The sequence below is a fragment of the Dehalobacter sp. TBBPA1 genome, from assembly GCF_040931655.1.
In the GTDB taxonomy this organism is placed as follows: domain Bacteria; phylum Bacillota; class Desulfitobacteriia; order Desulfitobacteriales; family Syntrophobotulaceae; genus Dehalobacter; species Dehalobacter restrictus.
The window spans coordinates 2,014,674-2,039,445 of sequence record NZ_CP162385.1; the positions used below are offsets into that span (position 1 = coordinate 2,014,674).

General features: G+C 46.5%; 24 protein-coding genes. 3 read left to right on the forward strand and 21 right to left on the reverse strand.

Annotated features, from left to right (window positions below; all coding sequences use genetic code 11):
* Window positions 1-2 precede the first annotated feature (2 nt).
* The 10 genes from mtnA to AB3489_RS09980 all read right to left on the reverse strand — a co-directional run bounded on the left by mtnA (window position 3) and on the right by AB3489_RS09980 (window position 11,145).
* Entirely contained in the window at window positions 3-1,037 is a 1,035-nt protein-coding gene (gene mtnA / locus AB3489_RS09935; RefSeq protein ID WP_368292744.1) for an S-methyl-5-thioribose-1-phosphate isomerase, read from the reverse strand.
* Between the two features lie 43 nt (window positions 1,038-1,080).
* Window positions 1,081-1,863 carry an S-methyl-5'-thioadenosine phosphorylase gene (mtnP, locus tag AB3489_RS09940; protein ID WP_368292745.1) on the reverse strand — a complete coding sequence of 261 codons (783 nt, stop codon included), beginning with the start codon at window positions 1,861-1,863 and terminating at the stop codon, window positions 1,081-1,083.
* A gap of 2 nt (window positions 1,864-1,865) precedes the next feature.
* Window positions 1,866-2,792, reverse strand: coding sequence for a signal recognition particle-docking protein FtsY (ftsY, locus tag AB3489_RS09945; protein ID WP_368292746.1), 927 nt, complete (start codon window positions 2,790-2,792; stop codon window positions 1,866-1,868).
* 539 nt (window positions 2,793-3,331) lie between these two features.
* A complete protein-coding gene (smc, locus tag AB3489_RS09950) occupies window positions 3,332-6,925 on the reverse strand; it encodes a chromosome segregation protein SMC (protein WP_368294617.1) in 3,594 nt (1,197 codons plus the stop codon).
* A gap of 4 nt (window positions 6,926-6,929) precedes the next feature.
* Window positions 6,930-7,676, reverse strand: coding sequence for a ribonuclease III (rnc, locus tag AB3489_RS09955; protein WP_015044196.1), 747 nt, complete (start codon window positions 7,674-7,676; stop codon window positions 6,930-6,932).
* A gap of 71 nt (window positions 7,677-7,747) precedes the next feature.
* A complete protein-coding gene (acpP, locus tag AB3489_RS09960; protein WP_015044197.1) occupies window positions 7,748-7,975 on the reverse strand; it encodes an acyl carrier protein in 228 nt (75 codons plus the stop codon).
* A 120-nt stretch (window positions 7,976-8,095) separates the two neighbouring features.
* A complete protein-coding gene (plsX, locus tag AB3489_RS09965) occupies window positions 8,096-9,091 on the reverse strand; it encodes a phosphate acyltransferase PlsX (RefSeq protein WP_368292747.1) in 996 nt (331 codons plus the stop codon).
* 87 nt (window positions 9,092-9,178) lie between these two features.
* Complete coding sequence (gene rpmF, locus AB3489_RS09970) at window positions 9,179-9,358, reverse strand: 50S ribosomal protein L32 (protein ID WP_015044199.1); 180 nt, start codon at window positions 9,356-9,358, stop codon at window positions 9,179-9,181.
* 5 nt (window positions 9,359-9,363) lie between these two features.
* Window positions 9,364-9,876, reverse strand: coding sequence for a DUF177 domain-containing protein (locus tag AB3489_RS09975; protein ID WP_368292748.1), 513 nt, complete (start codon window positions 9,874-9,876; stop codon window positions 9,364-9,366).
* A gap of 66 nt (window positions 9,877-9,942) precedes the next feature.
* Window positions 9,943-11,145, reverse strand: a complete 1,203-nt coding sequence (locus tag AB3489_RS09980) for an acetate/propionate family kinase (protein WP_368292749.1) — start codon at window positions 11,143-11,145, stop codon at window positions 9,943-9,945.
* 229 nt (window positions 11,146-11,374) lie between these two features.
* Between AB3489_RS09980 and ylbJ the strand changes: the two genes are divergently transcribed.
* On the forward strand, window positions 11,375-12,553 hold the full coding sequence (ylbJ, locus tag AB3489_RS09985) for a sporulation integral membrane protein YlbJ (protein ID WP_019225656.1): 1,179 nt from the start codon (window positions 11,375-11,377) through the stop codon (window positions 12,551-12,553).
* Between the two features lie 11 nt (window positions 12,554-12,564).
* Here the strand turns inward: ylbJ and AB3489_RS09990 are convergent, their stop codons facing one another.
* Window positions 12,565-13,053: an ATPase gene (locus AB3489_RS09990; protein WP_015044203.1), complete on the reverse strand. Its 489-nt coding sequence runs from the start codon at window positions 13,051-13,053 to the stop codon at window positions 12,565-12,567.
* 5 nt (window positions 13,054-13,058) lie between these two features.
* Window positions 13,059-13,622, reverse strand: a complete 564-nt coding sequence (gene rsmD, locus AB3489_RS09995; RefSeq protein WP_019225657.1) for a 16S rRNA (guanine(966)-N(2))-methyltransferase RsmD — start codon at window positions 13,620-13,622, stop codon at window positions 13,059-13,061.
* 308 nt (window positions 13,623-13,930) lie between these two features.
* On the opposite strand from rsmD, the gene gpr reads away from it, so the two are divergent.
* Window positions 13,931-14,926, forward strand: a complete 996-nt coding sequence (gene gpr, locus AB3489_RS10000; RefSeq protein WP_368292750.1) for a GPR endopeptidase — start codon at window positions 13,931-13,933, stop codon at window positions 14,924-14,926.
* A gap of 193 nt (window positions 14,927-15,119) precedes the next feature.
* Here the strand turns inward: gpr and AB3489_RS10005 are convergent, their stop codons facing one another.
* The 6 genes from AB3489_RS10005 to AB3489_RS10030 form a co-directional block, all read right to left on the reverse strand.
* The gene (locus tag AB3489_RS10005) at window positions 15,120-15,236 is read right to left on the reverse strand and encodes a small, acid-soluble spore protein, alpha/beta type (protein ID WP_368292751.1); all 117 of its coding nucleotides are present in this window, start codon (window positions 15,234-15,236) and stop codon (window positions 15,120-15,122) included.
* 137 nt (window positions 15,237-15,373) lie between these two features.
* A complete protein-coding gene (recG, locus tag AB3489_RS10010; RefSeq protein WP_368294618.1) occupies window positions 15,374-17,755 on the reverse strand; it encodes an ATP-dependent DNA helicase RecG in 2,382 nt (793 codons plus the stop codon).
* A 4-nt stretch (window positions 17,756-17,759) separates the two neighbouring features.
* Window positions 17,760-18,626: an L-serine ammonia-lyase, iron-sulfur-dependent, subunit alpha gene (sdaAA, locus tag AB3489_RS10015; RefSeq protein WP_019225661.1), complete on the reverse strand. Its 867-nt coding sequence runs from the start codon at window positions 18,624-18,626 to the stop codon at window positions 17,760-17,762.
* A gap of 16 nt (window positions 18,627-18,642) precedes the next feature.
* Window positions 18,643-19,320 carry an L-serine ammonia-lyase, iron-sulfur-dependent subunit beta gene (gene sdaAB, locus AB3489_RS10020; protein WP_368294619.1) on the reverse strand — a complete coding sequence of 226 codons (678 nt, stop codon included), beginning with the start codon at window positions 19,318-19,320 and terminating at the stop codon, window positions 18,643-18,645.
* A gap of 287 nt (window positions 19,321-19,607) precedes the next feature.
* Window positions 19,608-21,275, reverse strand: coding sequence for a DAK2 domain-containing protein (locus AB3489_RS10025; protein ID WP_368294620.1), 1,668 nt, complete (start codon window positions 21,273-21,275; stop codon window positions 19,608-19,610).
* A 103-nt stretch (window positions 21,276-21,378) separates the two neighbouring features.
* Window positions 21,379-21,735: an Asp23/Gls24 family envelope stress response protein gene (locus tag AB3489_RS10030; protein WP_025205365.1), complete on the reverse strand. Its 357-nt coding sequence runs from the start codon at window positions 21,733-21,735 to the stop codon at window positions 21,379-21,381.
* A gap of 342 nt (window positions 21,736-22,077) precedes the next feature.
* Between AB3489_RS10030 and rpmB the strand changes: the two genes are divergently transcribed.
* The gene (rpmB, locus tag AB3489_RS10035; RefSeq protein WP_015044215.1) at window positions 22,078-22,269 is read left to right on the forward strand and encodes a 50S ribosomal protein L28; all 192 of its coding nucleotides are present in this window, start codon (window positions 22,078-22,080) and stop codon (window positions 22,267-22,269) included.
* A gap of 96 nt (window positions 22,270-22,365) precedes the next feature.
* Here rpmB and AB3489_RS10040 read toward each other — a convergent pair whose 3' ends face one another.
* The 3 genes from AB3489_RS10040 to rsgA form a co-directional block, all read right to left on the reverse strand.
* Window positions 22,366-23,025 carry a thiamine diphosphokinase gene (locus tag AB3489_RS10040; RefSeq protein WP_019226421.1) on the reverse strand — a complete coding sequence of 220 codons (660 nt, stop codon included), beginning with the start codon at window positions 23,023-23,025 and terminating at the stop codon, window positions 22,366-22,368.
* Window positions 23,022-23,726, reverse strand: coding sequence for a ribulose-phosphate 3-epimerase (gene rpe / locus AB3489_RS10045; protein WP_368292752.1), 705 nt, complete (start codon window positions 23,724-23,726; stop codon window positions 23,022-23,024). The genes AB3489_RS10040 and rpe overlap by 4 nt, the downstream gene beginning before the upstream one ends.
* Window positions 23,727-23,876: 150 nt before the next feature.
* Complete coding sequence (rsgA, locus tag AB3489_RS10050) at window positions 23,877-24,746, reverse strand: ribosome small subunit-dependent GTPase A (RefSeq protein WP_019226419.1); 870 nt, start codon at window positions 24,744-24,746, stop codon at window positions 23,877-23,879.
* Between the last annotated feature and the right edge of the window lie 26 nt (window positions 24,747-24,772).

Here is a 24,772-nt window from a genome sequence, read left to right on the forward strand (position 1 = left end):
TATTATCTTACCAGCATCTTCACCATATTTACAGAGTAGGGCGGGGATATGATCCCTTTTTCCGTAATAATCCCGGTAATATATTTTGCCGACGTAATATCAAAAGCAGGATTGTACACACTGACTTCATCGGGAACAATCCGTACATCCATGATTTTTCGAACTTCCTGATCGTCCCGCTCTTCCACAGGGATCTCGTCCCCTCCAGATATTTTCAAATCAATGGTCGTTGTCGGTGCCGCCACATAAAACGGAATTTGATGAGCAGCAGCCAGCACGGCCAGCGAATAGGTTCCGATCTTGTTGGCCGTATCGCCGTTGGCGGCGATACGGTCCGCCCCTACGATAACCATATCGACTTTCCCCTGCTGCATCAGATAGCCGGCCATATTATCCGTAATCAACGTCAACGGGATCTGATCCTGAAGGAGCTCCCAGGCCGTTAATCTAGCTCCCTGTAAAAGGGGTCTCGTTTCGCCTGCAAAGACATGAATTTTTTTCCCGGATTCATGTGCAGTCCTAATAATCCCCAGAGCTGTCCCAAATTCAACCGTAGCAAGACTGCCTGTATTGCAGTGCGTCAGGATATTTGCTTTTTCCGGAATCAGCGTGTTGCCATATTCCCCAATACGTTTATTCATTCTGCGGTCATCTTCGGCAATTTCATTCGCTTCATTGATTAAAGCTGCCCGAATATTTCCGATATCATTCATATTCAGAAATTCTCTGAATTTATCTTCCATTTTTCTAAGTGCCCAAAAAAGGTTTACAGCAGTTGGACGTGTTCCTTCCAAAACGGCTCGAACCTCATCCATATAATCTTTAAAGTCTTCACCGCTTCCGCGGTATTCGGCAGCCCCCAGCGCAAAGCCGTAGGCTGCAGCCGCCCCGATTGCCGGAGCTCCGCGAACTTCCATATTTTTTATTGCCTCTGCCATTTCTTTGTAAGAATGTATTTCGCGGTATTGTTCGACAAACGGCAATTTCGTCTGATCGAGTATCAACAAATGATCTCCCTGCCATTGAAGCGCTTTCACACGATTTCCGCCTTTCTTAAGAAAACTTGGCTGGTGTCAACCTTTAAAATAAGCCTGCTTCTTTGCTTCCGGTAGTACAGTAACACCGCTGGTCATGATCCATGATCTTACAGGTGCTTTCCACCAATGCTGCCACAGTTTTGCTCAACAAGTCCATAGTAGCGATTACTTTGGCATGTGTCAATGGGTCTTTTTTAATGCCCGCAGCCTGATTGGTTACGAGGGCCATGGTCGCATAGCACATTCCAAGTTCCCTGGCCAATACCACTTCCGGAACTCCGGTCATTCCTACCAGGTGCCCGCCCAGCATCCGGAACATGTTTATTTCCGCCGGAGTTTCAAAACGGGGACCTTCGGTACAGACATAGACCCCGCCGTTTTTCACGTTTAGGCCAGATCTTGCTGCACCTTCTATGATATGATTACGCACATCGGGACAGTAAGGTTCCGAAACATCGACATGCAAAACCCCCTGTTCCCCATCCTCAAAAAAAGTCGCCGCGCGGCTTTTCGTAAAATCGAGGAACTGGTCCGGCAAGACAATATCACCGATTCGATAAGCTTCAGACAGGGAGCCTACTGCACCTGTCGACAGAATCTTTTTCACGCCTATTTTTTTGAGCGCCCAGATATTGGCTCGGTAATTAATCAGGTGAGGCGGGCAGGTATGCTTTGCACCATGTCTTTTTAAAAACACCATTCCAATCCCGCCGATGAACCCTTCAGCCAGCTGAACAAAACCATACGGCGTTTCAACTGTCTTCTCGGTCCTATCGTCAAGCGTCAGATTTTCAACTCCGGTACCGCCAATCAGTGCAAAATCCAAGACTATTCCTCCTCAGAACGGTCAAACAGTGCCTGGGCAAATTCCCTCGGTTCAAAAGGCCTTAAATCCTCTGCCCCTTCACCGATTCCAATCAATTTTACCGGGATATCCGCTTCATTGCGGATCCCCAGGATTACACCGCCTTTAGCTGTACCGTCCAACTTGGTGAGTATGATCCCTGTCACATCGACTGCTTCCTTGAACAGTTTCACCTGCTGAATGGCGTTCTGTCCGGTCGTCGCATCGAGTACCAGCAGCACCTCGTGCGGGGCATCCGGAACTTCGCGCTCGACCACCTTTTTGATCTTGGTCAATTCTTTCATCAGATTCACTTTATTGTGCAGTCTTCCGGCAGTATCGATCAATAGGACATCTGTATTCCGGGATCTTGCCGCATGAAGCGCATCGAAAGCCACCGCAGCAGGATCAGCCCCCTCCGACTGTTTGATGACCTCTGTCCCGGACCGTTCTCCCCATACTTCCAATTGCTCGATCGCTGCTGCTCGGAAAGTATCCCCTGCCGCCAGCAAAACATTTTTACCCTGGCCCTGCAGATTTTTGGCGAGCTTGCCGATCGTGGTCGTTTTTCCTACACCGTTGACACCAACGATCAGATAGACGGTGGGCTTGGAATCTGCAAAAGACAAGGGAATCTCTTCACCCAATAGCGCAGTAATATGTTCCTGCAGTACATCCCTCAGCTCGGAGCGGTCGTTAATTTTTTGTTCTTTGACGGATGCACGCAGCATTCCAACCAATTTCAGCGTTGTATTGACACCTACATCTGATTGAAGTAGAATCTCTTCCAATTCTTCATAAAGATCTTCATCAATTTTGCCTGAGCCGGTAAAGAGCTGTTCAACTTTGCCGACAAAACCTTCTCTGGTTTTGGTCAGGCGCTCTTTAAGTCTGGAAAATATTCCCGCCACTTCATCTTCTCCTATCAAAGCAATATTGGCACAACTGAAATTTTAGCACACTCGGTTAATTCTAACAACTCGGTCCATTCGACCAACCCTGAGGCTGGAACATACATTCTGAAATTTATTTACAAACTATTAAATTAATCTTGGGTAAGTCTGGTGGCCACAATACCGCTTTCCGGCCGTTGTGCCATCCATGGCACAAAAGGCCGCGCTTCGCTATCCTGCTCCGCTCACAGCGGAACTGTGGCCCCCAGACTGATCATAGGCTTATTCAAGCATGTCTGCATGCCAGAATTTAGGACGTTTTACTAGTTCAGCGACTCCAAAGCACATTAGCTTCAAAAGAATCACTAACTCCAAATTAGGTCTCCGTAATAGATGACCAGCGTCAAGCGGAGCATGGAGTGCGCAGCGCGGCCTTTTGACGGCCATGGATGGCCTAATGTCGCGATGCCATGGATGGCAAGGAGCGACGCGTCAAGGAGGACGCAACGGCCGAAAGCGGCCATCCATTATGGAGACTAACCCAAGCAAAAATACTTTTAAATTGCCGGAGCCTCTATTCTGTCTTCAAGCTCAACAGTCAAAAGCTTCGATACGCCGGATTCTTCCATGGTGATTCCATACAGCCTGTCCGCGGATTCCATGGTTCCCCTGCGGTGCGAGATAATAATAAACTGCGTATGTTTGGATAGTTTGCGCAGATACTGCACAAATCTTTTGACGTTGACTTCATCCAGTGCCGCCTCAATCTCATCCAGGAGGCAAAACGGACTCGGTTTGACTTTCAGGAACGCAAACAGCAAGGCAATTGCCGTAAATGACCTCTCCCCGCCTGACAGAAGCGACAGGAGCTGTGCCCTTTTGCCCGGGGGCTGGGCCATGATCCTGACTCCGGTCTCCAGAAGATTGTCCGGATCATCCAGTAACAGTTCAGCTTGTCCGCCGTTGAAAAGCTGTTTAAATACTTCTTTGAACGCTTCATTGACGGCCGTAAAGCCTTCCTGAAAACGTTCGATCATGCTCTTGTCTAGTTCCCCGATCAGCTCCTGAAGTGTCCTTCCGGCCTCATCTAGATCATTTTTCTGGGTGGACAGGAATTCAAATCGTTTCAGCGTTTCCGGGTATTCCTCAAGAGCTGTATAATTTACGGGTCCAAGTTCTTCGATTTTTTGTTTGTAAAAAGCAATCTTCTCCTGTAAAGAGTCTTTCTTTTCAGGCGAAAGATAGCCTAACGCGTCTTTCCAAGCCAAGTGGTATTCTTCCTGAAGGCGGTCATTTCCGGATTCCCATTCACCCTGCCAGCGGGCAATTCGGAGCTCATTCTGATGAATCTGCTGTTCCATGTCCCTGGCCTGACTCCGCAGCATCTGAATATCCTGTTCCTGCTTGAGATTATTCGCTGAGAAAGATTCTTTTTCCCTGCGCAATTCGATAAGCTTGAATTTCTGAGCATCAATTTGGGCCGTGTATTCCTGAACACTATTTTCTTGTTGTTCCTTGCCGGAATACAGTTCCTGCTCAGCCTGTTGAAGCCCGACGATCTCCTTGTTCTTCTCTGCGATCAGGTCTTTATTAACTAGAATTCGCTCATTTTCCTCAGTGATCTGCTGAATGATCTGGTTAAACTCCTGCTCCGATCTGGCAGCCTCAACTTTGGCCGCAGTAATCTTTTCCGAGATTTCCTGCGCCTCTGAAGTTTTTTCTTTCAGCAGTTGTTCCTGCTCGGTCTGCTCTGACTGCAGAGCCAGAATCTTCTGTTCTGTTTCGTTCAGTAAGTGTCTGGTTTCTTCATATTTGACAGCAAATGCTGTCAGTTCACTGCAGACTTCATCCAGTTCATACCGGATAACCCGGAAATCCTGTTCCAGCCGGTTCATTCTTTCCTCGTGGTGTTTGCTGTCCACATCGATGATATCTTTAGCCCCATTAATTTTCAGCAATTCCATATCAATGGTTTCTTTCGCTTCCTCGAGGCCTTCCATTTCTTTCTTTATGGCAGTGTATCGCTGCTTCTTTTCTTCCAGTTCGGCCTGCATGTCCTTAGTCTTCAGAGACAGTTCTTCAATTTCTCTTGCTCTGCTTAAGAGGCCGCTGCTTTGAGATCTTGTGCTTCCGCCGGTAAGCGAACCGCCGATGTTGACCTGGTCACCCAAGAGCGTCACTACCCTAACCCGGTATTGGTTAGCTTTAGCCAGCTCAATCGCAGAATCCAGATTGTCTGCAACCAGAATTCTTCCAAGCAGCGACTCCATAATATCTTTAAAACGTGGCTCAAACTTGACCAGATCAACCGCCAACCCCTGAAAACCGTGATGCCGTCTCGTTTTGTCGTCAAGGGACTGCCTCGTTCCGCGGATTGCATCCAAAGGCAGGAAAGTGGCGCGGCCGCTGTTCGTCTTTTTCAAGTACTCAATACACTTTTTCCCGTCCTCGGTTTTTTCCACAATAATGTTCTGCAAAGAACTCCCCAAAGCGGTTTCCACTGCAAGCTCATATTTGGCTTCTACTTCGATATTGTCGGCCACTGTACCGAATATAGTCTCACAGGTAATTTGGCCTTTCCGGTAAGCCAGAACCGTCTCCTTGACACCCCTGTTATACCCCTCCAGACTGTCCTGGAGTGTATGGAGGGCATGAAGTCTCGCCCCAGCCTGGTCAATTTTACGTTGAAGCTCCGAGCACGCAGTCTCGGCATTTTGTTCTTCCAGCCTGTTGTTTTGGATCGTCTTCCTGATATTTTCTATTTTTCTCAGAAGTTCGATCTCTCTGGCTTCCAGTTTTTGTTTTTCCTCAATTTGGGCAGTAATCTCCTGAAGCACAGATTCCTTCTCTGCTTCTTTGGCTTTGATATTTCGGGTATATTGTTTCTCTTGTTGAAGAAGAGCTTCTTTTTTTTGATTAATTTCAGCAATTTCACTAGCCAGTTTGCTCTTGTTGGAGAGTTCTTCAAAGATTTCCGTTTTCAGCTCTTCCAGACGTGCTTCCCCGCTTAATTTCCGAAGCTCTTCCAGCTGTTGTTCTTTCTCTTTTATATCCCTAGCTGCATTTTGGAGGATCTCCTGCAGAAGTGTTTGCTTTGCAGTAAGGTTTTTCTTTTTCTCAACGGATGCGACCATCGTTTCCTGTGCGACCGCCAGTTCTTTTTGCAGGCGCCCAAATTGTTCCTGGATATAGCCGCTTCTCTCGGAAAGCAGGGATAATTCGTGCTCTGCTTCGTTCATTTTATTTTCGAGAGCGTATATTTCCCCCTGCAGGTCCTGAACGCGTTGTTCCAATTGATTCAGTTCGTACCTGCCGCGTACGCTCAGGTTTTCTTCTTCATTGACCCTCGTTGTCAGTGCCGTAAATTCCTGACGCAGCGTCTCTTCAGAGGTCTGGGCATTGGTCAGCTTACTGTGTATATCAGAAAGTTCATTAACGATTAAATTAATCTCGAGCTTTTCCAGACCTGAGATTAATTCCTTGCTTGTCCTGGCTGTTTCGGCTTGTTCGGCTAACGGCTCGATTCTGGCTTCGACTTCGGCGATGATATCGCTGAGACGATCGACATTTTGCCGGGTATCCTCAAGTTTTCTCAAAGCTTCTCTCTTGCGCAGGCGGAACTTACTGATGCCGGCGACCTCTTCAATCAGGAGACGCCTTTCATCAGATTTCAGATTTAGAATCTCCTCAATCCTGCCCTGTCCGATAATTGAAAATCCTTCTTTTCCCGAGCCGGTATCAAGAAAAAGTTCCTGAATATCTTTTAACCTGCAAGGCGTCCGGTTGATAAAATACTGCCCTTCTCCATCCCGGTAAACCCGGCGGGTAATAACAACTTCCTCATAATCCAGCGGAAAAAGACCTGAAGCATTATCAAAGAGCAGAGATACTTCCGCCATCCCTACAGGCCTGCGGGACGAGCTTCCGGAAAAAATGACATCTTCCATTTTGCTTCCGCGGAGACTCTTGGCACTTTGTTCACCAAGCACCCAGCGTACAGCATCAGCGACGTTGCTCTTGCCGCTGCCGTTTGGTCCGATAATGACGCTCATGCCCGGCTGCAGGTCAATTTTTGTTTTATCTGCAAAAGACTTAAATCCCTGAATATGAATCGATTTGAGAAATAATTCCGCGTCCATTCCAGGTATCACCAATTTATACCTCCCATGCTTTCAGCGCAAAATGGGCTGCCTGCTGCTCTGCTTCTTTTTTGGTCTTACCGATTCCTTTTCCCTGCAGTTCACCATGAAGATAGACCCCTGCAGTAAACCGCTTATCGTGGTCGGGCCCTGTCTCTTCAATGATCCTGTAGCAAACCTCATATTCCTTCTTTTGCGCTTTTTCCTGAAGCATGGTTTTGAAATCTCCATAATTTCCTTCGTTAAGTTCCAGAATCTCCGGAACAAGCATGTCGAGTATGAATTTACGAACTTTTTCAAAGCCATACTGCAAATAAATCGCTCCAATGACTGCCTCCAGCGCATCGGCAATGATGGACGGCCTGTCCCTGCCGCCAGAGGATTGTTCCCCTTTACCCAGAAAGAGCGCCTGGCCCAAGTTAATACTGCGGGCTTTTCTAGCCAGCGTCGTTTCATTGACAACTGCAGCCCTCATTTTGGTAAGTTCACCTTCAGGCTTATCCGGATAGTTCTGATAGAGATACTCGCCAATGATAAAATCCAAAACGGCATCGCCTAAAAACTCCAGCCGCTGATTATTCTCCAACCCGCTGTTGGGATTTTCAAAAGTAAAAGAAGGATGCGTCAGCGCAGTAAAAATCAGTTCGCTTTGCAGGTTTTCCAGCCCTAACTGGCTGATAAAGGATTCAACTTCTCCCGTTTGTTCAAGGTATTTATTCCGGGAACTCTTATGGAAATACGCGCGGCGGTTTCTTTTGGCCATGTATTGCTCCTTTCATCCTGAATGAGTTAAAAGCCCCGTAGTAGCCTAACTACGGGGCCTCGAAACTAGGCTTATTGGTTCTCTTGCACATACTTCACAACATCAGCAATGGACTGAATATTTTCCACCTCTTCATCGGCAATATCAAGGTTGAATTCCTCTTCAAGTGCCATGACAAGCTCAACAATGTCCAGAGAATCTGCGTTTAAAGCTTGGAACGTCGTGGTAGGAGTAATTTCATCTTCGCCTACTCCCAGTTGATCAATAACGATTGCTTTTACCTTTTCGTATACATCCATTTATGCCACCCCCTCTCAGATAGTTTATTTCTTACCCTATTATTCTGAGCAGTAAAGTCTTTTATTCAGAATTGTACCAGTATTTATCAATAATGCAAGCAACTTTTTCATGGCAGCAGTCTATTTTTGCGTACTTTTTTCTAAACCATCGACGATTTTTTCAATAATCTGTCCTTCGATACATTCTTTGGCTACACGAACAGCATTAAAAATAGCATTTTCTTTGGAACTTCCGTGACAGATAATACTCGTACCGTCCACTCCGAGAAGCGGGGCTCCACCGTACTCAGAATAATCCAGCATGTGTGCAATTTCTTTCAATCCGGGTTTAACCAGTATTGCTCCTATTTTCCTGATAGTGCTAGCTGTAATTTTTTGTTTAATCAGCTGGAAAAGCGATGATGACATTCCTTCAATGGTTTTTAGTACAATGTTGCCGACAAAAGCATCACAGACAATGACATCTGCAGTCCCATAGGGAATGTCCCTGCCTTCAATATTTCCGGCAAAATTCAGGGAAGATTGTTTTAGCAGGTCATAAGCAGCCTGAACAAGTTCGTTCCCTTTACCCTCTTCACTGCCGATATTCAGCAAGGCGACCTTGGGACTTTTAAGCCCCAGAATCTTTTCGGCGTAGATACTTCCCATCATCGCATACTGCAGAAGGTTTTCCGGTTTGGCATCCGGATTGGCACCGACATCGAGCAGCAGCTTTCCACCTTGAAGCGTCGGTAGGACCGTGCAGATTGCAGGCCGGTTAATTCCTTTAATTCTGCCTAAGCCCAGCAAAGCTGAAGCCATCTGTGCTCCGGTGCTGCCTGCTGACACCAGAGCATCCGCATATCCTTCCTTCACGAGTCTCGTGGCGACAACAATAGAGGCATCTTTTTTCTTCTTAATCGCAGCGGCCGGATGTTCATCCATCTCAATGACTTCGGAACATTCATAAATCTCAATCGTGCTTTTTAAGTCTTCAGGTATATGTAAGTCTATCTTGTCTTTCTGTCCGACAAGGATGATCTGGATATCCGGAAGAATCTTGGCCGCTTTTAAGGCGCCTTTGACAATCTCTCCGGGCGCATGATCTCCGCCCATGGCATCAACGGCGATTTTCATCCACGACATACCCCCTTTCTCTCATTATATACAGAAAACTTGGCTGACGCCAAGCTTTGATCTGTTTTTTTCGAGTACTCTAACTTATTATTCACCCATAGAGATGACTTCTTTGCCATTGTAATAGCCGCAGTTCGCACAAATATGATGCTGAAGCTTCTGTTGATGGCACTGGGGGCATTCCACAAGATTAGGAACGGACAGCTTATCCATTGCTCTGCGCCTGCGGACTCTAGATTTGGATTGTTTATTTTGATGAACACCCATTGATATTACACCCCCTTATTCCATTTGGATAATATTTCTAAGCGAGGATCAATATCCTCAGTGGAGCACGAACAAGGATTCACATTGCGGTCAGCTCCGCATTTCAGACAGAGCCCCCTGCAGTCTTCAGAACATAAGAACTTTAAAGGAAGCTGCAGCAGCATATGCTCTACAATCCTGTCGTCAATCGGGAATTCGTCCTTTTCAAAAACCAGTATGCTGTCGTCTCCGGCTTCAGAAGCAAATTCTGCCGGGACCCATTCGTCTTCAAAAACAATCTTCAGATTATACGGAAATTCTTTCAGACATCTGGAACAACTAACAGCAATCACAGAGGATATTTTCCCATTCACCAAGAGTGATTTGCCAACATTTTCAGCTTTTAATTCCACTTCAAGCGGGGTTAAGAAACGATAAGACTCATTTCCGAGCTGCAAAGGTGGAAAATTTTCTTCATTAAAACTAAAAGTTTTTGACCCACCCTCGGCCCGCCTTAATTGAAAAACATTGACGATCACCAGCAATCACCTCGATATGCAACAACTGTAATTATAGTTATCACTTTTTTCTTTGTCAAGAAAGGATTACATCTTCTGGATGATTTCCTCAGTATCCAAGGCAATCATAAGTTCTTCGTTTGTCGGGATAACCATAACCTTGCATCTGGCTCCCCACTTGGAAATGTCCACTTCTTGCCCTACGGCCGCTTCATTTTTCTCATCGTCAATACTGACACCGATGCAGCCCAGCGTATCACAGATTGACCGGCGAATTAAAGGAGAGTTTTCTCCCAGTCCGGCTGTAAATATGATCCCGTCGACGCCGTCTAGAATTGCAGCATAGGCACCAATGTATTTTTTAACGTCATGAACAAAAACATCCAGGGCAAGCTGGGCACGGTAATTGCCTTCGTCAGCAGCCTTCTGTAAATCGCGAAAATCACTGCTGACTCCCGAAAGGCCAAGTACGCCACTTTTCTTGTTTAACAGCGCATTGACTGCGTCCCCGGAGATCCTTTCTTTTTTCATGATAAACGGAACAATGGCCGGATCAAGATCCCCCGACCGGGTGCCCATCATCAGCCCCTCCAGCGGGGTGAACCCCATGGAATTTTCGATCGATTTCCCATATTTTACGGCCGTAAGCGAGGATCCGTTACCTAGATGGCAGCTGATCAGCTTTAACTTTTCCAGTGGTTTGTCCATGACCACCGCGGCCCGCTGGCTAACATACTTATGTGAGGTCCCATGGAAACCGTATCTGCGAATCTTGTACTTTTCATACAGCTCGTAAGGTATCCCGTAGATATAAGCCTCCGGAGGCATCGTTTGATGGAATGCCGTATCAAACACGGCAACCTGTGGTGTCTCGGGCATCATCTGTTCGCAAGCAATAATTCCTGCCAGATTGGCGGGATTATGAAGCGGTCCAAGTTCAAAACACTCTTCAATCGCCCGTTTGACCTCTTCATTCACAAGCACGGAGCCGGACACTTTTTCTCCGCCATGAAGAACTCTGTGCCCTACTGCATCAATTTCTTCCAGTGACGTTAAAACACCAAAATTCGGATCGATCACAGCCTGTAAAACCAACTTGATCGCAGCTGTATGATCCGGCAAATCAGCAACAATGACCTCTTTTTCTCCACCTTTCGGACGATGCGTAAGCATCGCTCCGGGAAGCCCGATTCTTTCCACCAGGCCTTTTGCCATCGCACTCTTCGTTTCCATATCCATCATCTGGTATTTGAGCGATGAGCTGCCGCAATTTAGCACGAGAATCTTCACAAATTACACTCCTTTACTCTCTTCCACCAATCAAGATACATTGCCTATATAATATTGTATTTTTTTCTCTTTCTTATCTTTGTATACTCCGGTTATATAAATCACATATAGGAATACCCTAAATATGAGTGAAATAAAGTAAACAATATATGAGCTGATTATAAAGAGTCTATCATATCTTTGTGCCCTGTCAACCCCTTTTGGTGTTCCGTTCTAAATACGCTAAAGGATGGTGACGACTGCCTTGCCATTCCTGAGAATCCTGCTCTTTTTAATACTTGCCGCCTGTATGTTCATTTATCCTCAGGAAGTATTGAGTTCTGCCGCCAAAGGCTTAACGCTTTGGGTAAATTATATCTTGCCGGCCTTATTTCCATTCTTCATTGTCTCTGAACTTCTTCTGCAGCTTGGCCTAGTCAACTTTCTGGGAGTCTTGCTCGAACCACTGATGCGTCCTGTTTTCCGCCTGCCGGGCAAAGCCTCTTTTGTTTTGGCCATGACACATACTTCGGGGATTCCGATCGGAGCGATACTGACATGCAAACTAAGGAAAAACGGAGATATTACACGGATCGAAGGGGAAAGACTTCTTGCTTTTACTAGCAATCCCAGTCCAGGTTTTATGTTCGGGGCAGTGGCGTCGGGGATGCTTGGAAACCCTGCCCTGGGCATTATTATTGCAGGATCTGTTTATCTGGCCAACCTGCTGGTCGGTTTGATTTTTCGTAATTATGGTGTTTCATCCGAAAAGGCTATTCCAAGAACGAATTCTTCCTGGAGAAAGGCTTTGCGTGAATTAAAAAACCTCCAACAAAACAATAAAACCATTGGCGCATTATTGGCTGATGCAGTCAGGGAAAGTACGTCAACGATTATCCTGGTTGGAGGATATATCATTTTTTTCTCTGTAATAACCCATCTTCTAACAGTAACGCATCTAAGCTCCGTTCTAGCCGACACATTCCATTTCCTCTCGGCCGGGTCCATTTCTATTCTGGAAGCAAATGCCATCATCCAGGGATTCTTGGAAACCACCTTGGGCTGTAATGCCGCCGTCCAGGCCTTTTCATCCCTGAACAGCAAGATTGGGGTCCTTGCCTTGCTGCTTGGATGGGGGGGGATTTCTGTTTTTGCACAGGTATCCAGCTTTACGGCGTCGACAGATCTTCGGCTCCTTCCATTTATAGCCGGTAGAACTATCCATTCCTTTTTGGCGCTTCTGATCAGTCAGCTACTGCTAAAATTCAGCCATATTCCAACCTCCGGCCTCCCTGTACAGCCAACTGGGGGTGATGCTTCCTGGCTGTTGTCCTTAAGATGGAGCAGCCTGTATTTTTGCCTATGCAGCTTGGCCCTGCTTTTCATTGTCTTCATGATTGGAATATGGAAAAAAGTGCACCGCCATTAAGATAAATTTGTTTATTCCTGCTCCATGGTCTGAACCCGTTCATCCCAACGGGCCATAGCATTTAATTCTTCCCGGCTGGCTTTGATGGATTGAAAAGCCTCTCCCATTTTTGATTCAATATCCTGAAGCAGATCATCGGAATATTTCAAAGCGCCTAATTTTACCTCGCGGGAATACTGCTGCGCCTTTAAGACAATTTCTTCGGCATAGGCCCGGGATTGAGCAACGATCTCATTTTCCTGAAGCAGCTGGTCAGCCTGCTTTTGCGCCCGGTCTACAATTCTCTGCCCATCGCTGCGGGCTTCTTCCATATAGCGGTCTCTTTCAGCCAAAACATAATTCGCCTGTTTAATTTCCTCGGGCAGAACGGAACGGATTCCATCCAATATTTCTAATACTGTTTCTTCATCAACCATGATCTTGCCGGTTAAAGGCACCTTGGTTCCATGGTCAAGCACTTCTTCCAACTGTTCAATGAGATCAATCAAATGATTTTCCAAAGGAATTATCCCTCCTCATGCTCTTCTTTGTTCTGAATAAACCATAACCTGGTATCTCCATATTCTCTTGTTAACCTTATCTCCAGAGGATCTATCGCATCATCAATGGTTTCGTCTGAAGAAGTTTCAATGATAATGACTCCACTGGGATTTAAGACAGTGTGCGTCTGCAAATAGGCAAGGGCCATGTCGGCCAGTCCCCGCCGATAAGGCGGATCAAGAAAAATTAAGTCAAAGCGTTCCTGAACTGCTTGTTTAAAAAAATTCATTGCGTCCATCCGGAGTATGCTGGTCCTTGGTGCTGCCCCGAGAATTTCGGCATTCTTTCTGATTGTCTCCAGGGCTGAAGTATCTTTCTCAACCAGAACAGCATGACGGGCCCCCCTGGACAAAGCTTCAAAGGAAAGGTTTCCGGTTCCCGCAAAAAGATCCAGGACTCTGGCGTTCATTACCTTGCCGGCAAGAATATTGAAAATCGCCCCTTTGACTTTATCGGAAGTCGGACGGGTATCCATGCCTTTAACAGTTTTTAAATTGCGGCCTTTCCATTGCCCAGAAATAATTCGCACGATGTTTTAGTCCTCTGGATATGATGTCTTCACTTTATCCTTTTATTATACAGTGATCTAACCTGATTTAAATATTTTTTTACAGGATACTCCCATTTTTTAAGTATATCATATCTGATTCCAAACGAAAAACATATTATTCCATTCCAGTATCTAATGAATCTCCGACTTGAATCCCAATTAATATTTCATTTGATACACAATCTGAATTTGCCACTTTATTTTTTACTCATCAATCTTCCTTATTTGAATATCTGTGTTAGAAATCCAACATACTAAAACAGATTTAAAAAGGAGCTGCTGCCGATATGAAATTATCGAACAAATCAAGCTTTCTAAAAAAAATGAATATTTCTCTCGACCTGGCGGTGGAAGCCCATGACTTGCTGCGGGGAGAAAGCGGCCAGGAGATAGCGGGCGTCATCATGAAAAAAGAAGAACTTCAAGAGGCAACTGTCACCGCAATTCAAATCATAAATGCCAAAGGCGAAAAAGAATTGGGCAGGCCTAAAGGAAATTATATTACAATTGATGCTCCGGATATCAAAGAAAACAACTACCAGCAGCACAATAAAATCGTTGCAGTATTAGCAAGGCATCTCGCCGGATTGTTTAATTTTAAGGAAGATACCAGTTTTTTGATCGTTGGTCTTGGCAACTGGCAGGCAACTCCAGACGCGCTTGGGCCCAAAGTTGTCGAGAAAATCATGGTCACCCGTCACCTTTTTCATTATACCCCCGAAGAAATTGAGGGGAAAATGCGCCAAGTGTCAGCGATATCACCTGGTGTGCTTGGCCTGACCGGAATCGAGACGGCGGAGGTAATCCGCGGACTGGTTGAACATGTCCGCCCGGATTATGTGATCGCGATCGATGCCCTGGCCGCAGGTGCACTGGATAGAATCGGCACAACCATTCAATTAGCGGATACCGGGATCAATCCTGGTTCCGGAATTGGTAATCACCGCAAAGGGCTCAATGAAGAAACCCTTGGCTGCAAAGTCATTGCTATCGGCGTTCCGACTGTTGTCAATGCTGCAATCATCGCGCATAAGACCATCGAAGAGCTTTTTGAACAAATGGAATCTGAACCTTCTCTGGCCAAAATCTATCAACAGGAAAATGAACAGGTTTTGATGAATGTCATGCAGAAAGCCTTGTCGCCTTACGAGGGCAGCCTGATGGTTACACCCAAGGAAGTCGATGAATTAATTGAAAGAAGCGCTAAGATTATTGCTGCAGCAATCAACCAGAGCATTCATCCCGGAATTGACAGCCATAATTTTGAGACCTACCTTCATTAAACAATCTACTTTTTACATTGACCCGAATAACTATAATGATTATAAGAGAAAGCATATCCTTTAACCGTAACTAAAAAACCTTTTGTTGCAGCATATCAATCAATGCTTCAACAGAAGGTTTTTTATTCCGTATCTCGTCATTCGTAATTCGTAATTCGTTATTCGCCATTCTTTATTCTTTATTCGTTATTCGTTACGTCTTCTCTGTTTTTTTTCTTTTTGTTTTTTTCTGGGGAAGACCCATCTCTTGCGCAACTTCATATTTAAGATTTTCCAATTCACTTGCCGTATCTTTTTTCGCCTCTGTCATGCCCTCTGCCTCCTTGAAAGTTCTGCATCAATCCGTGACTGGAATGTGCCGACAAGGAATAGTATGAGCCTGTGCAAAAAAATCATACGTACTGAGACTTGTTTATTAGTATAAAATTGTTCTCAGCTTTCTCAGCACTAATTCACTCCAATTTTTTCTTTGGGATAAAGGCGGCTGACTTCCTGATAGGCTTTTTCGTATTTTTGAGGATCTTTCAGAACCTTTTGAAGCAGTCGATAGGCTTTTTCAACCAGTCTTCCGTCAGTTCCCAGGTCTGTAAGCTTTAACTCCGGTACGCCATGCTGGCGAAGCCCAAGCAGCTCTCCCGGGCCCCGGATCTTCAAATCCTCCTCGGCAATCCGGAAGCCGTCCTCTGTCTCACAAAGAACATTCAGCCGGGCACTGTCCCGGGTATTGCTGATCAGAAGACAATACGACTGTTCTTGTCCGCGTCCGACTCTTCCGCGAAGTTGGTGAAGCTGGGCAAGCCCGAATCTTTCAGCATCCTCGATCACCATCACAGACGCATTCGGTACATTGACTCCGACTTCGACGACAGTTGTCGTAACCAGGATATCAATCTCCCCGCGTCGGAAGCGCTGCATGATCTCCTCTTTCTCCTGTCCTTTCATTCTTCCGTGCAGAAGCGCAACACTGCTTCCTTCAAAAATGCGGCTTAATTCATCAGCCTTTTGGGTTGCTGAAACAAAATCCGATTTTTCTGTTTCCTCGACAAGCGGACAAACGACATAGATCTGCCGACCCGCAGCGACATGCTGCTTCAGAAATTTTTCCATGCTAGAGCGGCTGCGGTCTGAAATTTTCCTGGTGATAATCGGCTTCCTGCCAGCAGGTAGCTCGTCTAGCACCGAAAGCCGAAGATCGCCGTATAAAGTCAGCGCAAGCGTCCTCGGGATCGGGGTAGCGGTCATCACCAGGACATGCGGATTCTCGCCTTTGTCCTGCAATAGAGTCCGCTGTCTGACGCCAAACCGGTGCTGTTCATCGGTAATGGCAAGACCGAGGGCGTTGAACCGGACGGATTCCTGAATGAGGGTCTGGGTTCCGACGACAACCTGCGCTTTTCCGCTCAAAATCTGCCCTAAGATTTGTTCCCTTTCAGGCTTACTCTGGTTCCCGACAAGGAATACAACTTTTACCCCTAAAGGTTCAAATGCGGCCTGCAGCGATTCATAGTGCTGCTGGGCAAGCACCTCAGTCGGCGCCATCATAGCGGCCTGAAAACCCGAGCCCACAGCCTGCAGCAGGGCAGCCATCGCTACCACGGTTTTACCTGATCCAACATCGCCCTGAAGCAAACGGGCCATCGGATTTTCGATGCTCCCCATATCTCGGAATATTTCCCGGATGACTCTTTGCTGGGCACCGGTCAGCCGAAAAGGAAGCCCGGAAGCAAATTTTTGAACCAAAGCTCCACCCTGGTTTAAAACGAGACCTGCTTTCTGAGGCCCGGGGGAACGAAGCCTAGCCAACGCCAGCTGAAGCAGAAGGATTTCCTCAACGACCAGTCTTTCACGTGCCTTTTTCAGGGTTTCTGCGGAGTGCGGAAAATGAATTTCTTTGATGGCTTGTCGCCGTTCCATCAAATTATTTTCCTCATACGGAAAGAACTCGTCAAAGATTCGGTCAGCCTGCGGCAAAATAACCTGGATGATCTCCCGGATAGTTTTCGAATTGAGACGGGCTGTTTCCGAATATACTGGAACCATTTTCTGAGCAGGACCCTCGTAAAGTCCTTTCCTGATTTCGGACGCAAGCAATTCCGGGATCCTGGTGCGCCATTGTGCTTTTCCTGTCACAGTGACCTTTGTTCCGTCCGGATATTGTTTTGGAATATGTATTTGATTGAACCAGACGGCATGAATGCTTCTGCCGTCCTGTTCAATATTTAATTTGACGACCTTGACTTTGCCTTTGGTAACCTGGCTTCCAGTTACAATCCCGTCAATCGTAACATACTCCCCGTCCTGAATATCCTGAACCCGCCGTTTCGATCGGATTTCGTATTTGCGCGGATAATACCGCAGAAGATCCTCAGCCGTATAAATCCCCATATTTTCGAACTGTTTGGCTCTTTGCGGTCCGACACCTTTGATATACTGCAGATTTTGGGGATGACAGATGCTTCCTGTCTGAACTTCAAGGCTAGTTAAGACTTTCTCTGTGGTACGAAAGGTTCCTGATGCTTCTTCCGATGTTGTTCCGCAGATTGCTCCAGAAGCTAGTCCAGGAGCATCTGAAGATGTTGTTTTATCCAGTAGTTCCTGGAGTTCACGCCATAAAGCCCGTCGTTTATACGGGCTGACTTCATGATACTCTTCTGCTATTCGTTGCATTGAGGCGAGGTTTTCCGCGGAAAAAACACCGTCCAGTTCAGCAAGCAAGTCCAGTAAAAAGCTGCTGAAGCCGCCGACTGCGCCTGTATTAATAAATCCCTGTTTTTCCTCGGCTTTCATCGCCCTATTCACGCTGTTTCGCCAATGATCTGATTGCAGCACATTCTCACCTTGCCAAATGATCTTTATATTTCTGAGCCGCAGGAGTGACGGCGAGTCCCCCCCGGGACGTTTCCTTAAGGCTGCAGGACATCTCCCTGCCGATTGAAGCCATTGCATCAATGACCTCATCCAATGGGATCGCACTTTTGATTCCAGCTAAAGCCATTTCGGCTGCGGTTAATGCTATAACTGCTGCCATGGCATTCCTTTTTACACAGGGCACCTCGACCAGCCCGGCTACAGGGTCACAGACCAAACCAAGAAAACTTTTCAAAGCCAATGCTGCTGCCTGCGCTGTTTGATCGGGCGATCCGCCGCACAATTCCACTGCTGCCGCTGCAGCCATGGCAGCCGCTGAACCTATCTCAGCCTGACACCCGCCTTCTGCACCTGAGACACTAGCTCTTTCCGCAATGACCATCCCAAGGCCGGCAGATGTAAAAAGAGTCTGAACGGCATCTTCTTCCGTTGCATCCGACATTTCCTGAACTGTCAGCAGTACAGCGGGCAACACGCCGCACGATCCTGCTGTCGGTGCTGCAACGATCCTGCCCATACCGGCGTTTACCTCAGCTACGGCCATTGCTCTGGCTGCTGCCTTGTTCACCAGATTACCCAGAATCGACTTGCCGCTTTCTCTATATTTCTCCAAAAGAGCAGCTTCTCCTCCTACAAGTCCTGACAATGATTTCCATTCGCCGGTCATTCCACTTTCAACTGATTCCCGCATCACGGCATAATGGTTCTTCATTTTTTTTAACAGCTGTTCAGCCGGTATACCTGTCCTCAGACATTCCTCCTGAAGAACCATATCACTGATTTTTTTATTAAGCTTTTCGGTTTTTTCCACTAATTCACCATAAGAACGCATCTGTCAACCCCCCGCGTCAAATGTCTATGATGGGTTCAATAAACATTACCTGCTCGATCATCGGCATCTTTTTCATTTCGCTGCTAAGAATATCCGTGATCGGCTCATCCGTCTCAATAACCGCCAGCGCATTTTGCCCTTTGCCTTCTCTGGATACTTTCATCTGGGCAATATTGATTCCTTTGCCCGCAAGCAGTTTGGTTATTTCAGCTATCATTCCCGGGTAATCCATATAGATTGCAATTAAGGCAGGATATTCCCCGGTAAACTCCACGTTAAAGTCATTAACCGCAGTAATCAGAATTTTCCCGCCGCCCAGCGATGAACCATTGATTTCAGCTTTTTCCCCGCCCCAGCCGGTTAGCAGGAAACGAACCGAATTCGGGTGTACATCACCCAGATTGACATTTTCAAATACCGTTTCCATCCCAGCCTCTAGTGCAATCCTCGAAGCCTCCCTGATCCGGCTATCATCCGGCTTCATCCCGAGCAGCCCTGCTGTCAAGGCAAGATGAGTTCCATGTCCCTTCCCCGTCTCAGCGAAAGAACCGTGCAGCTGGATACGGGCCTGCTTCACTTTGGCGCCAAGTATTTTAGCAGCCATCAGACCAAGCCTGACCGCTCCCGCCGTATGGGAACTTGATGGCCCAACCATTACCGGCCCCAGCAAATCAAAAACACTCCCAACCTTCACCCGCTCACCTTCCTTCAGTAATAACTTGGGGTAATCCGTTCTCTTCCATTCATACATTTACGATAGCTTAGTTACTTACAAAACCATTATGCTAGGGTAAGTCTGGATGGCGTAGTGTGGCTTTTTGCGTCAAGGAAGACGCAATAGTCGAAAACGGTATTGTGGCATGCAGACTTACCCTAGCAGATTGGCTTAGGAGATCTGCCCTAACAAGATGCTTTCGAAGACCTACATCGAGAAACCGGCTTGGATAAAAAAAACTTCGGCCGAAGCCGAAGTTTTTTTGTTTATTCAACCCCGAGAATATAATAATATAATGGCTGTTTCCCTGAATAAACCTCGACTTCAATCTCCGGTTTTTCCTCGCTAAGCCAGTCCGTAAGCAGGCTTACATCTTCTTCAGCCATGTCTTTACCGTAAAAAATGGTGACAAGATCCTTTTCGCGCCAATTCATTTCCTCCAGAACATTTTTGGCAACGTCGAGAATATCTCTGCCTGTCGTCTTTATTGTTCCCTCAATCAGGCCAAGAATATCCCCTTCGGCAATCTCCAGCTCGCCATACTGCGAATTTCTGACTGCATAAGTTACTTCTCCCGAACTTACCTGTCTGAATGCTGTTGTCATATTTTGAACGTTTTCCTCCGGAAGGCTGTCGGAATTGAAAGCAAGTAAAGAAGCGATCGCCTGCGGTATTGTCTTAGTCGGAATAACGTAGATTTCCTTGTCTTCAATCAGTTCGTTGACCTGACCGGCCGCCATGATGATGTTACTGTTGTTCGGCAGAAGGAAAATATGGCGGGCGGGAACTTTCCTAATCGCTTCGGCAAGATCACTGGTACTCGGATTCATCGTCTGACCGCCGAAAACAACCTCATCGACACCCAGACTGGTGAAGATTTGGGCAATACCTTCTCCCATGGCGACGGCAACGATCCCATAGTCCTTGACCTCTGTTGTCCCGGCCGAAGCCGCCTGGTCTGCAGGAGCCCCTGATGAAGCATCCTCAAGCCCGCCGGTATAAGCAGCTTCACTGCTTTCAGGCACATTTTTGGCCTGATGGGCAGCCAGCTCATTCTGGGCAAGCATATTGTGAATCTGAACTTCATGCAGAGAACCATATTTGATGGCATAATCCAAAATAAGTCCGGGGTTCCGGGTGTGAATATGAATCTTGACCACATCCTCCGTGCCCACGACCAACAAGCAGTCACCTTTGTCCAGGAGTGCCTGTCTTATAATATCGGGATCAAGGCCATTTCCTTTCACCAGAAACTCAGTACAATATGGAAATTCCAGGCTTCCAACGGCAATAATACCTGAAACCGCAGGAATCTGGACCTCCTCCTGCTGTACCTCAGCATAACCAATTTCCTTGCCTTCCAAAGCCAAGATCCAGCCGTATAGAATAGTCAGGAAGCCCTGACCGCCGGCATCAACCACACCTGCCTGTTTCAGAACAGGCAGCATCTCAGGCGTCCTGGCCAGCGCCTCTTCACCTTTTTCACAACCAGCCCTCAAAACTTCCAGAATATCAGTCGTTCCGCTTTTTGCTTTAAGATATGCACCCCGGGCAGTCTCCCTGGATACAGTAAGAATTGTTCCTTCGACCGGTTTCATTACTGCCTTGTACGCGCTTTCAACACCGGTTTGCAGCGCATGAGCCATCTGGAGAGCATTTGCTTCGTTAAGACCTTCCAAGCCCCTGGCAATCCCTCTCATGATCTGAGACAAAATAACACCTGAATTCCCCCTAGCACCCATCAGGGAACCTGTAGAAGCGGCACTTGCGACTTCATGCACAGAATTGCCCGTTACCTTGTCTGCTGCTAATGATGCTGCTTTGAATGTCAAATTCATATTTGTACCCGTATCCCCGTCCGGGACCGGAAATACATTCAAAGCATCAATTTCCTTCTTCCTTTGCTCCAGCAGACGAGACCCCGACCTTATCATATCTTTTAATACGTTTCCGTCAATTTTTTGAGCTATAGCGTCCGACACGGCTTTCAAAATTTATCCTCCTACTCATCCTAAGATCATCTGAGTGTATTCTCAACTATTCTAAAAATCTTACCCCTTGAACATTTACGTTTACTTCAGCCACTTTTAGACCTGTCATTGTCTCGACAGTGTAGCGGACCCGGTCCATTACATTGGAGGCAACCTCCGATATTTTAATTCCGTATCCCACAATGATGTTAAGGTCTATGATCAAGTCCTCTTCCTGAAGGGTGACGCTCACCCCTTTGGATAAGTTTTCCCTTTTAAGCAAACCTGAAACGCCGTCCGAAATCTTTCTTGAAGCCATACCCACCAATCCATAGCACTCGATTGCCGCCGCACCTGAGATCGTAGCTATAACATCTTCTGATATTTCTACATTTCCCAGTTTTGTTTCCATCAGCTTTGCCATCTTTTCAACCTCGCTTTCCCAATAATCCGGCATCAATTTAATCTTTTGCATGATAAAATTCCATTTTGAAAGATTCACCGTTTCCTTTAATATAATTAGGATAATATACGCGGTAGCTTTCGTCAAATACTATGTGAATACCTCAGGGAACAACTCCTTATTTTTTCTTATCAGTACCCGGTAAATGTAGTATAATATATGAATAAAATATTTGCATTTGCAGGATTGTATAAGACCTATATAAACCTCGTCAGATAATAAAAACCTGCTCTTGCCAATTCTTTTAAGTTCTGCTAAACTGTAATAGTGTCATTTTTGGGTGAAAAGGAGGTAGAAGAAATCATGGCTAGTATTTGTGATGTTTGCGGAAAAGGAGTTTCTTCCGGGATGAGTGTCAGTCACTCCCATATTCGCTCCAAGCGTACCTGGAAACCAAACCTCCAGCGTGTCCGTGCTGTAGTGAACGGTACTCCCACCCATGTCAAAGTCTGCACAAGATGCCTTCGTTCAGGTAAAGTGAAACGAGCAATCTAACTTCATCGTGAAACGACTGTGATTGGATTAAAACAACCCCGACTTTAAAGCCGGGGTTTTTGCTTTTCAACCCATTTTAAGGAGTAAGTTTTAAGATTAACAAGGCATCTGAACATAGATCAGAACTTTGCCTTCATGAATTTCAATCGAAATATCTTTATCCGTAAACACATTGCTGATTCCACGCGGAGAATTATGCGCAAGATTTAGCATATCCAGCTGATAGTACAGCCCTTCGGCAGATACCCGCGCATCATCGGATAAGGCGACGATCGACAACTGCTGACCAATGCTGCCCTTGATGTTCTCTTTACCCTGAAGCATCACCCAAGCATCAGATTTTGGGTCTTTCATCTTCAGCCGTCTGCCTTTCTCAGCATACGCAATCATGATTGAGATATTCCCCATCAGGTGATCCAGCCTTTTACCGCCGGCGGCATAAAGGACTATTTCGTCCTGGAAACATCCCTGAGAATCTAAATATGTATCTGCATAGGCCACAGCGAGCTCTAAATCCGTCTCATTTTTTTCGCAAGGATATTGTTTGACGGTTGTTTTGGCCGCTATACATTTTTCCAGATTTTCTTTTGTAATGGAATCGAGGTCCCCGATCAATACATCAGGGATTCTGTCCGAAGCGATGGCCTTGTTGCCGCCTCCGTCCGCGCAGATCAACATCTCGATATGATTCCCGGCGAGTTCGCCGCGGCCCCACGCAGCATCCCATTCTCCGTTTGCCACGACTGCAACCTTCATTGCTTGATCCCCCGGAATCTTTTATTTTTGTTGTCACGCTGTTCCTCTTTGGCTGCTTCAAGGATATCGTAAATCGCCTGCTGCGGATCCGGAGAACTAAATACAGCTGCACCAGCTACTAATATCTCGGCCCCGGCTTTGCTTACCAGACGGGCTGTCTCAACATTAATTCCGCCATCCACCTCAATACGGCAAAGCGGGTTTACTTCCTTCAATATCCCCGACAGTGCTACGATTTTCGGCAAGACTTCCTGAATAAACTTTTGGCCGCCAAAACCAGGGTTCACAGTCATCAGCAGCACAACATCAAGTTCCTGCAAAACATATGTCAGCATTTCCAGCGGGGTTGCAGGGTTCAGTGCAACGCCCACATTCGCCCCCAGAGATTTGATCAGCTGGATGACCCGGTGAAGGTGCCTGGTCGCCTCAGCATGAATTGTGATCGAGTCGGCACCTGCCTTCACAAAATCTTCAACATACTTTTCAGGATGTTCAATCATCAGATGAACATCAAACTCCAGCGCGGAGACCTTGCGGAGCGATCCAACAACGGCAGGCCCTATCGAGATATTCGGAACAAAATGTCCATCCATAATATCTATATGCAGCATATCAATCCCCGCATTTTCAACAAGACTGACGTCCTCTTCCAATCTGGCAAAATTGGCAGACAGTATCGATGGGGCAATCGTCAAAGCCATAAAGATCCTCCTTCCAAACCTATGGTGCTGTTTCTTTGGCTGCGTGCAGTTTCTTATCATTATTGTACGGTTTTCTGTAATTATTCTTCGTTCAGCCCTGAAACCCTTTATTGGGGTATCAAAAAGATTCTAAGTTACCTTCTGATACATCTAATATTTTTTTTCATGTTCGATGACTTCTTTTAAAAACTGCAGATAGTGCTCATATCTGGAAGAACTAATAAGGCTCTCGCTCAGGGCTTCTTTTACAGCACAGTCAGGTTCCTTGTCATGAAGGCAGCTTGAAAAGCGGCATTCCTGTTTAATCCGGACAAACTCAGGAAAGTAGGACTGCAGTTCCTCTCTCTTCATTTCGGGCAGGTACAGGGATGAAAATCCCGGCGTATCTGCAACAAGTCCTCCTGCTACGGAAAGAAGCTCGACATGCCTGGTTGTATGCCTTCCCCGGCCGATTTTGTCGCTGACGTTACCTGTTTTAAGTGCCTTCCCGGGATTCAGAGCATTGATCAGGCTGGATTTTCCAGATCCGGAAGGTCCTGCTAACACAGACACATTGCCCTTGAGCCTTTCAGCAATTTCATCAATTCCTGTCAGCGTCCGATTCGACACCTGGACGACTTCATAGCCGATCCTGCGGTAATCGACAGACGGGGTTTTATTTCCAACATCCAGATCTTCCTTGGTGAATACGATCAAAATGCTGATTCCTGCTTCTCCGGCCTGAATGAGCAGCCTGTCCAGCAAATTGTAATCCGGATCAGGGGTCTTCAGGGAGAAGACCAAGAGAACCTGATCCACATTTGCAATATACGGCCTGACCAGAGAATTTTGACGTTCGAGTACCTTTTCAATCGTGGCCTTATCCCCTGTTCCTGGAAGAACCATCACCTTGTCGCCGGGGATAAATTCCTGCTTTTTTACACGAAAACGACCGCGCAGGGAGCATTCCCATACCCGGTCATCGGCGTATACGTAATAAAAGCCGGCATATCCTTTCATCAATGTTCCCTGAATCAGCATATATCCTGTTCTTTCCTCCGCTCTAA

What these genes read in the sequence shown, in the direction of transcription:
- gpr (WP_368292750.1), top strand. Translation starts at nt 13,931, where the DNA reads ATGAAATTATCGAACAAATCAAGCTTTCTAAAAAAAATGAATATTTCT.
- sdaAA (WP_019225661.1), bottom strand. Translation starts at nt 18,626, where the DNA reads ATGCGTTCTTATGGTGAATTAGTGGAAAAAACCGAAAAGCTTAATAAA.
- plsX (WP_368292747.1), bottom strand. Translation starts at nt 9,091, where the DNA reads ATGAAAATCGCCGTTGATGCCATGGGCGGAGATCATGCGCCCGGAGAG.
- AB3489_RS10005 (WP_368292751.1), bottom strand. Translation starts at nt 15,236, where the DNA reads ATGACAGAGGCGAAAAAAGATACGGCAAGTGAATTGGAAAATCTTAAA.
- AB3489_RS10030 (WP_025205365.1), bottom strand. Translation starts at nt 21,735, where the DNA reads ATGGCAAAGCTGATGGAAACAAAACTGGGAAATGTAGAAATATCAGAA.
- rpmF (WP_015044199.1), bottom strand. Translation starts at nt 9,358, where the DNA reads ATGGGTGTTCATCAAAATAAACAATCCAAATCTAGAGTCCGCAGGCGC.
- rpe (WP_368292752.1), bottom strand. Translation starts at nt 23,726, where the DNA reads ATGGCTTTGACGATTGCCCCATCGATACTGTCTGCCAATTTTGCCAGA.
- rnc (WP_015044196.1), bottom strand. Translation starts at nt 7,676, where the DNA reads ATGGCCAAAAGAAACCGCCGCGCGTATTTCCATAAGAGTTCCCGGAAT.
- AB3489_RS10025 (WP_368294620.1), bottom strand. Translation starts at nt 21,275, where the DNA reads ATGATAAGGTCGGGGTCTCGTCTGCTGGAGCAAAGGAAGAAGGAAATT.
- ylbJ (WP_019225656.1), top strand. Translation starts at nt 11,375, where the DNA reads ATGGTGACGACTGCCTTGCCATTCCTGAGAATCCTGCTCTTTTTAATA.
- rsgA (WP_019226419.1), bottom strand. Translation starts at nt 24,746, where the DNA reads ATGCTGATTCAGGGAACATTGATGAAAGGATATGCCGGCTTTTATTAC.
- AB3489_RS10040 (WP_019226421.1), bottom strand. Translation starts at nt 23,025, where the DNA reads ATGAAGGTTGCAGTCGTGGCAAACGGAGAATGGGATGCTGCGTGGGGC.
- rpmB (WP_015044215.1), top strand. Translation starts at nt 22,078, where the DNA reads ATGGCTAGTATTTGTGATGTTTGCGGAAAAGGAGTTTCTTCCGGGATG.
- acpP (WP_015044197.1), bottom strand. Translation starts at nt 7,975, where the DNA reads ATGGATGTATACGAAAAGGTAAAAGCAATCGTTATTGATCAACTGGGA.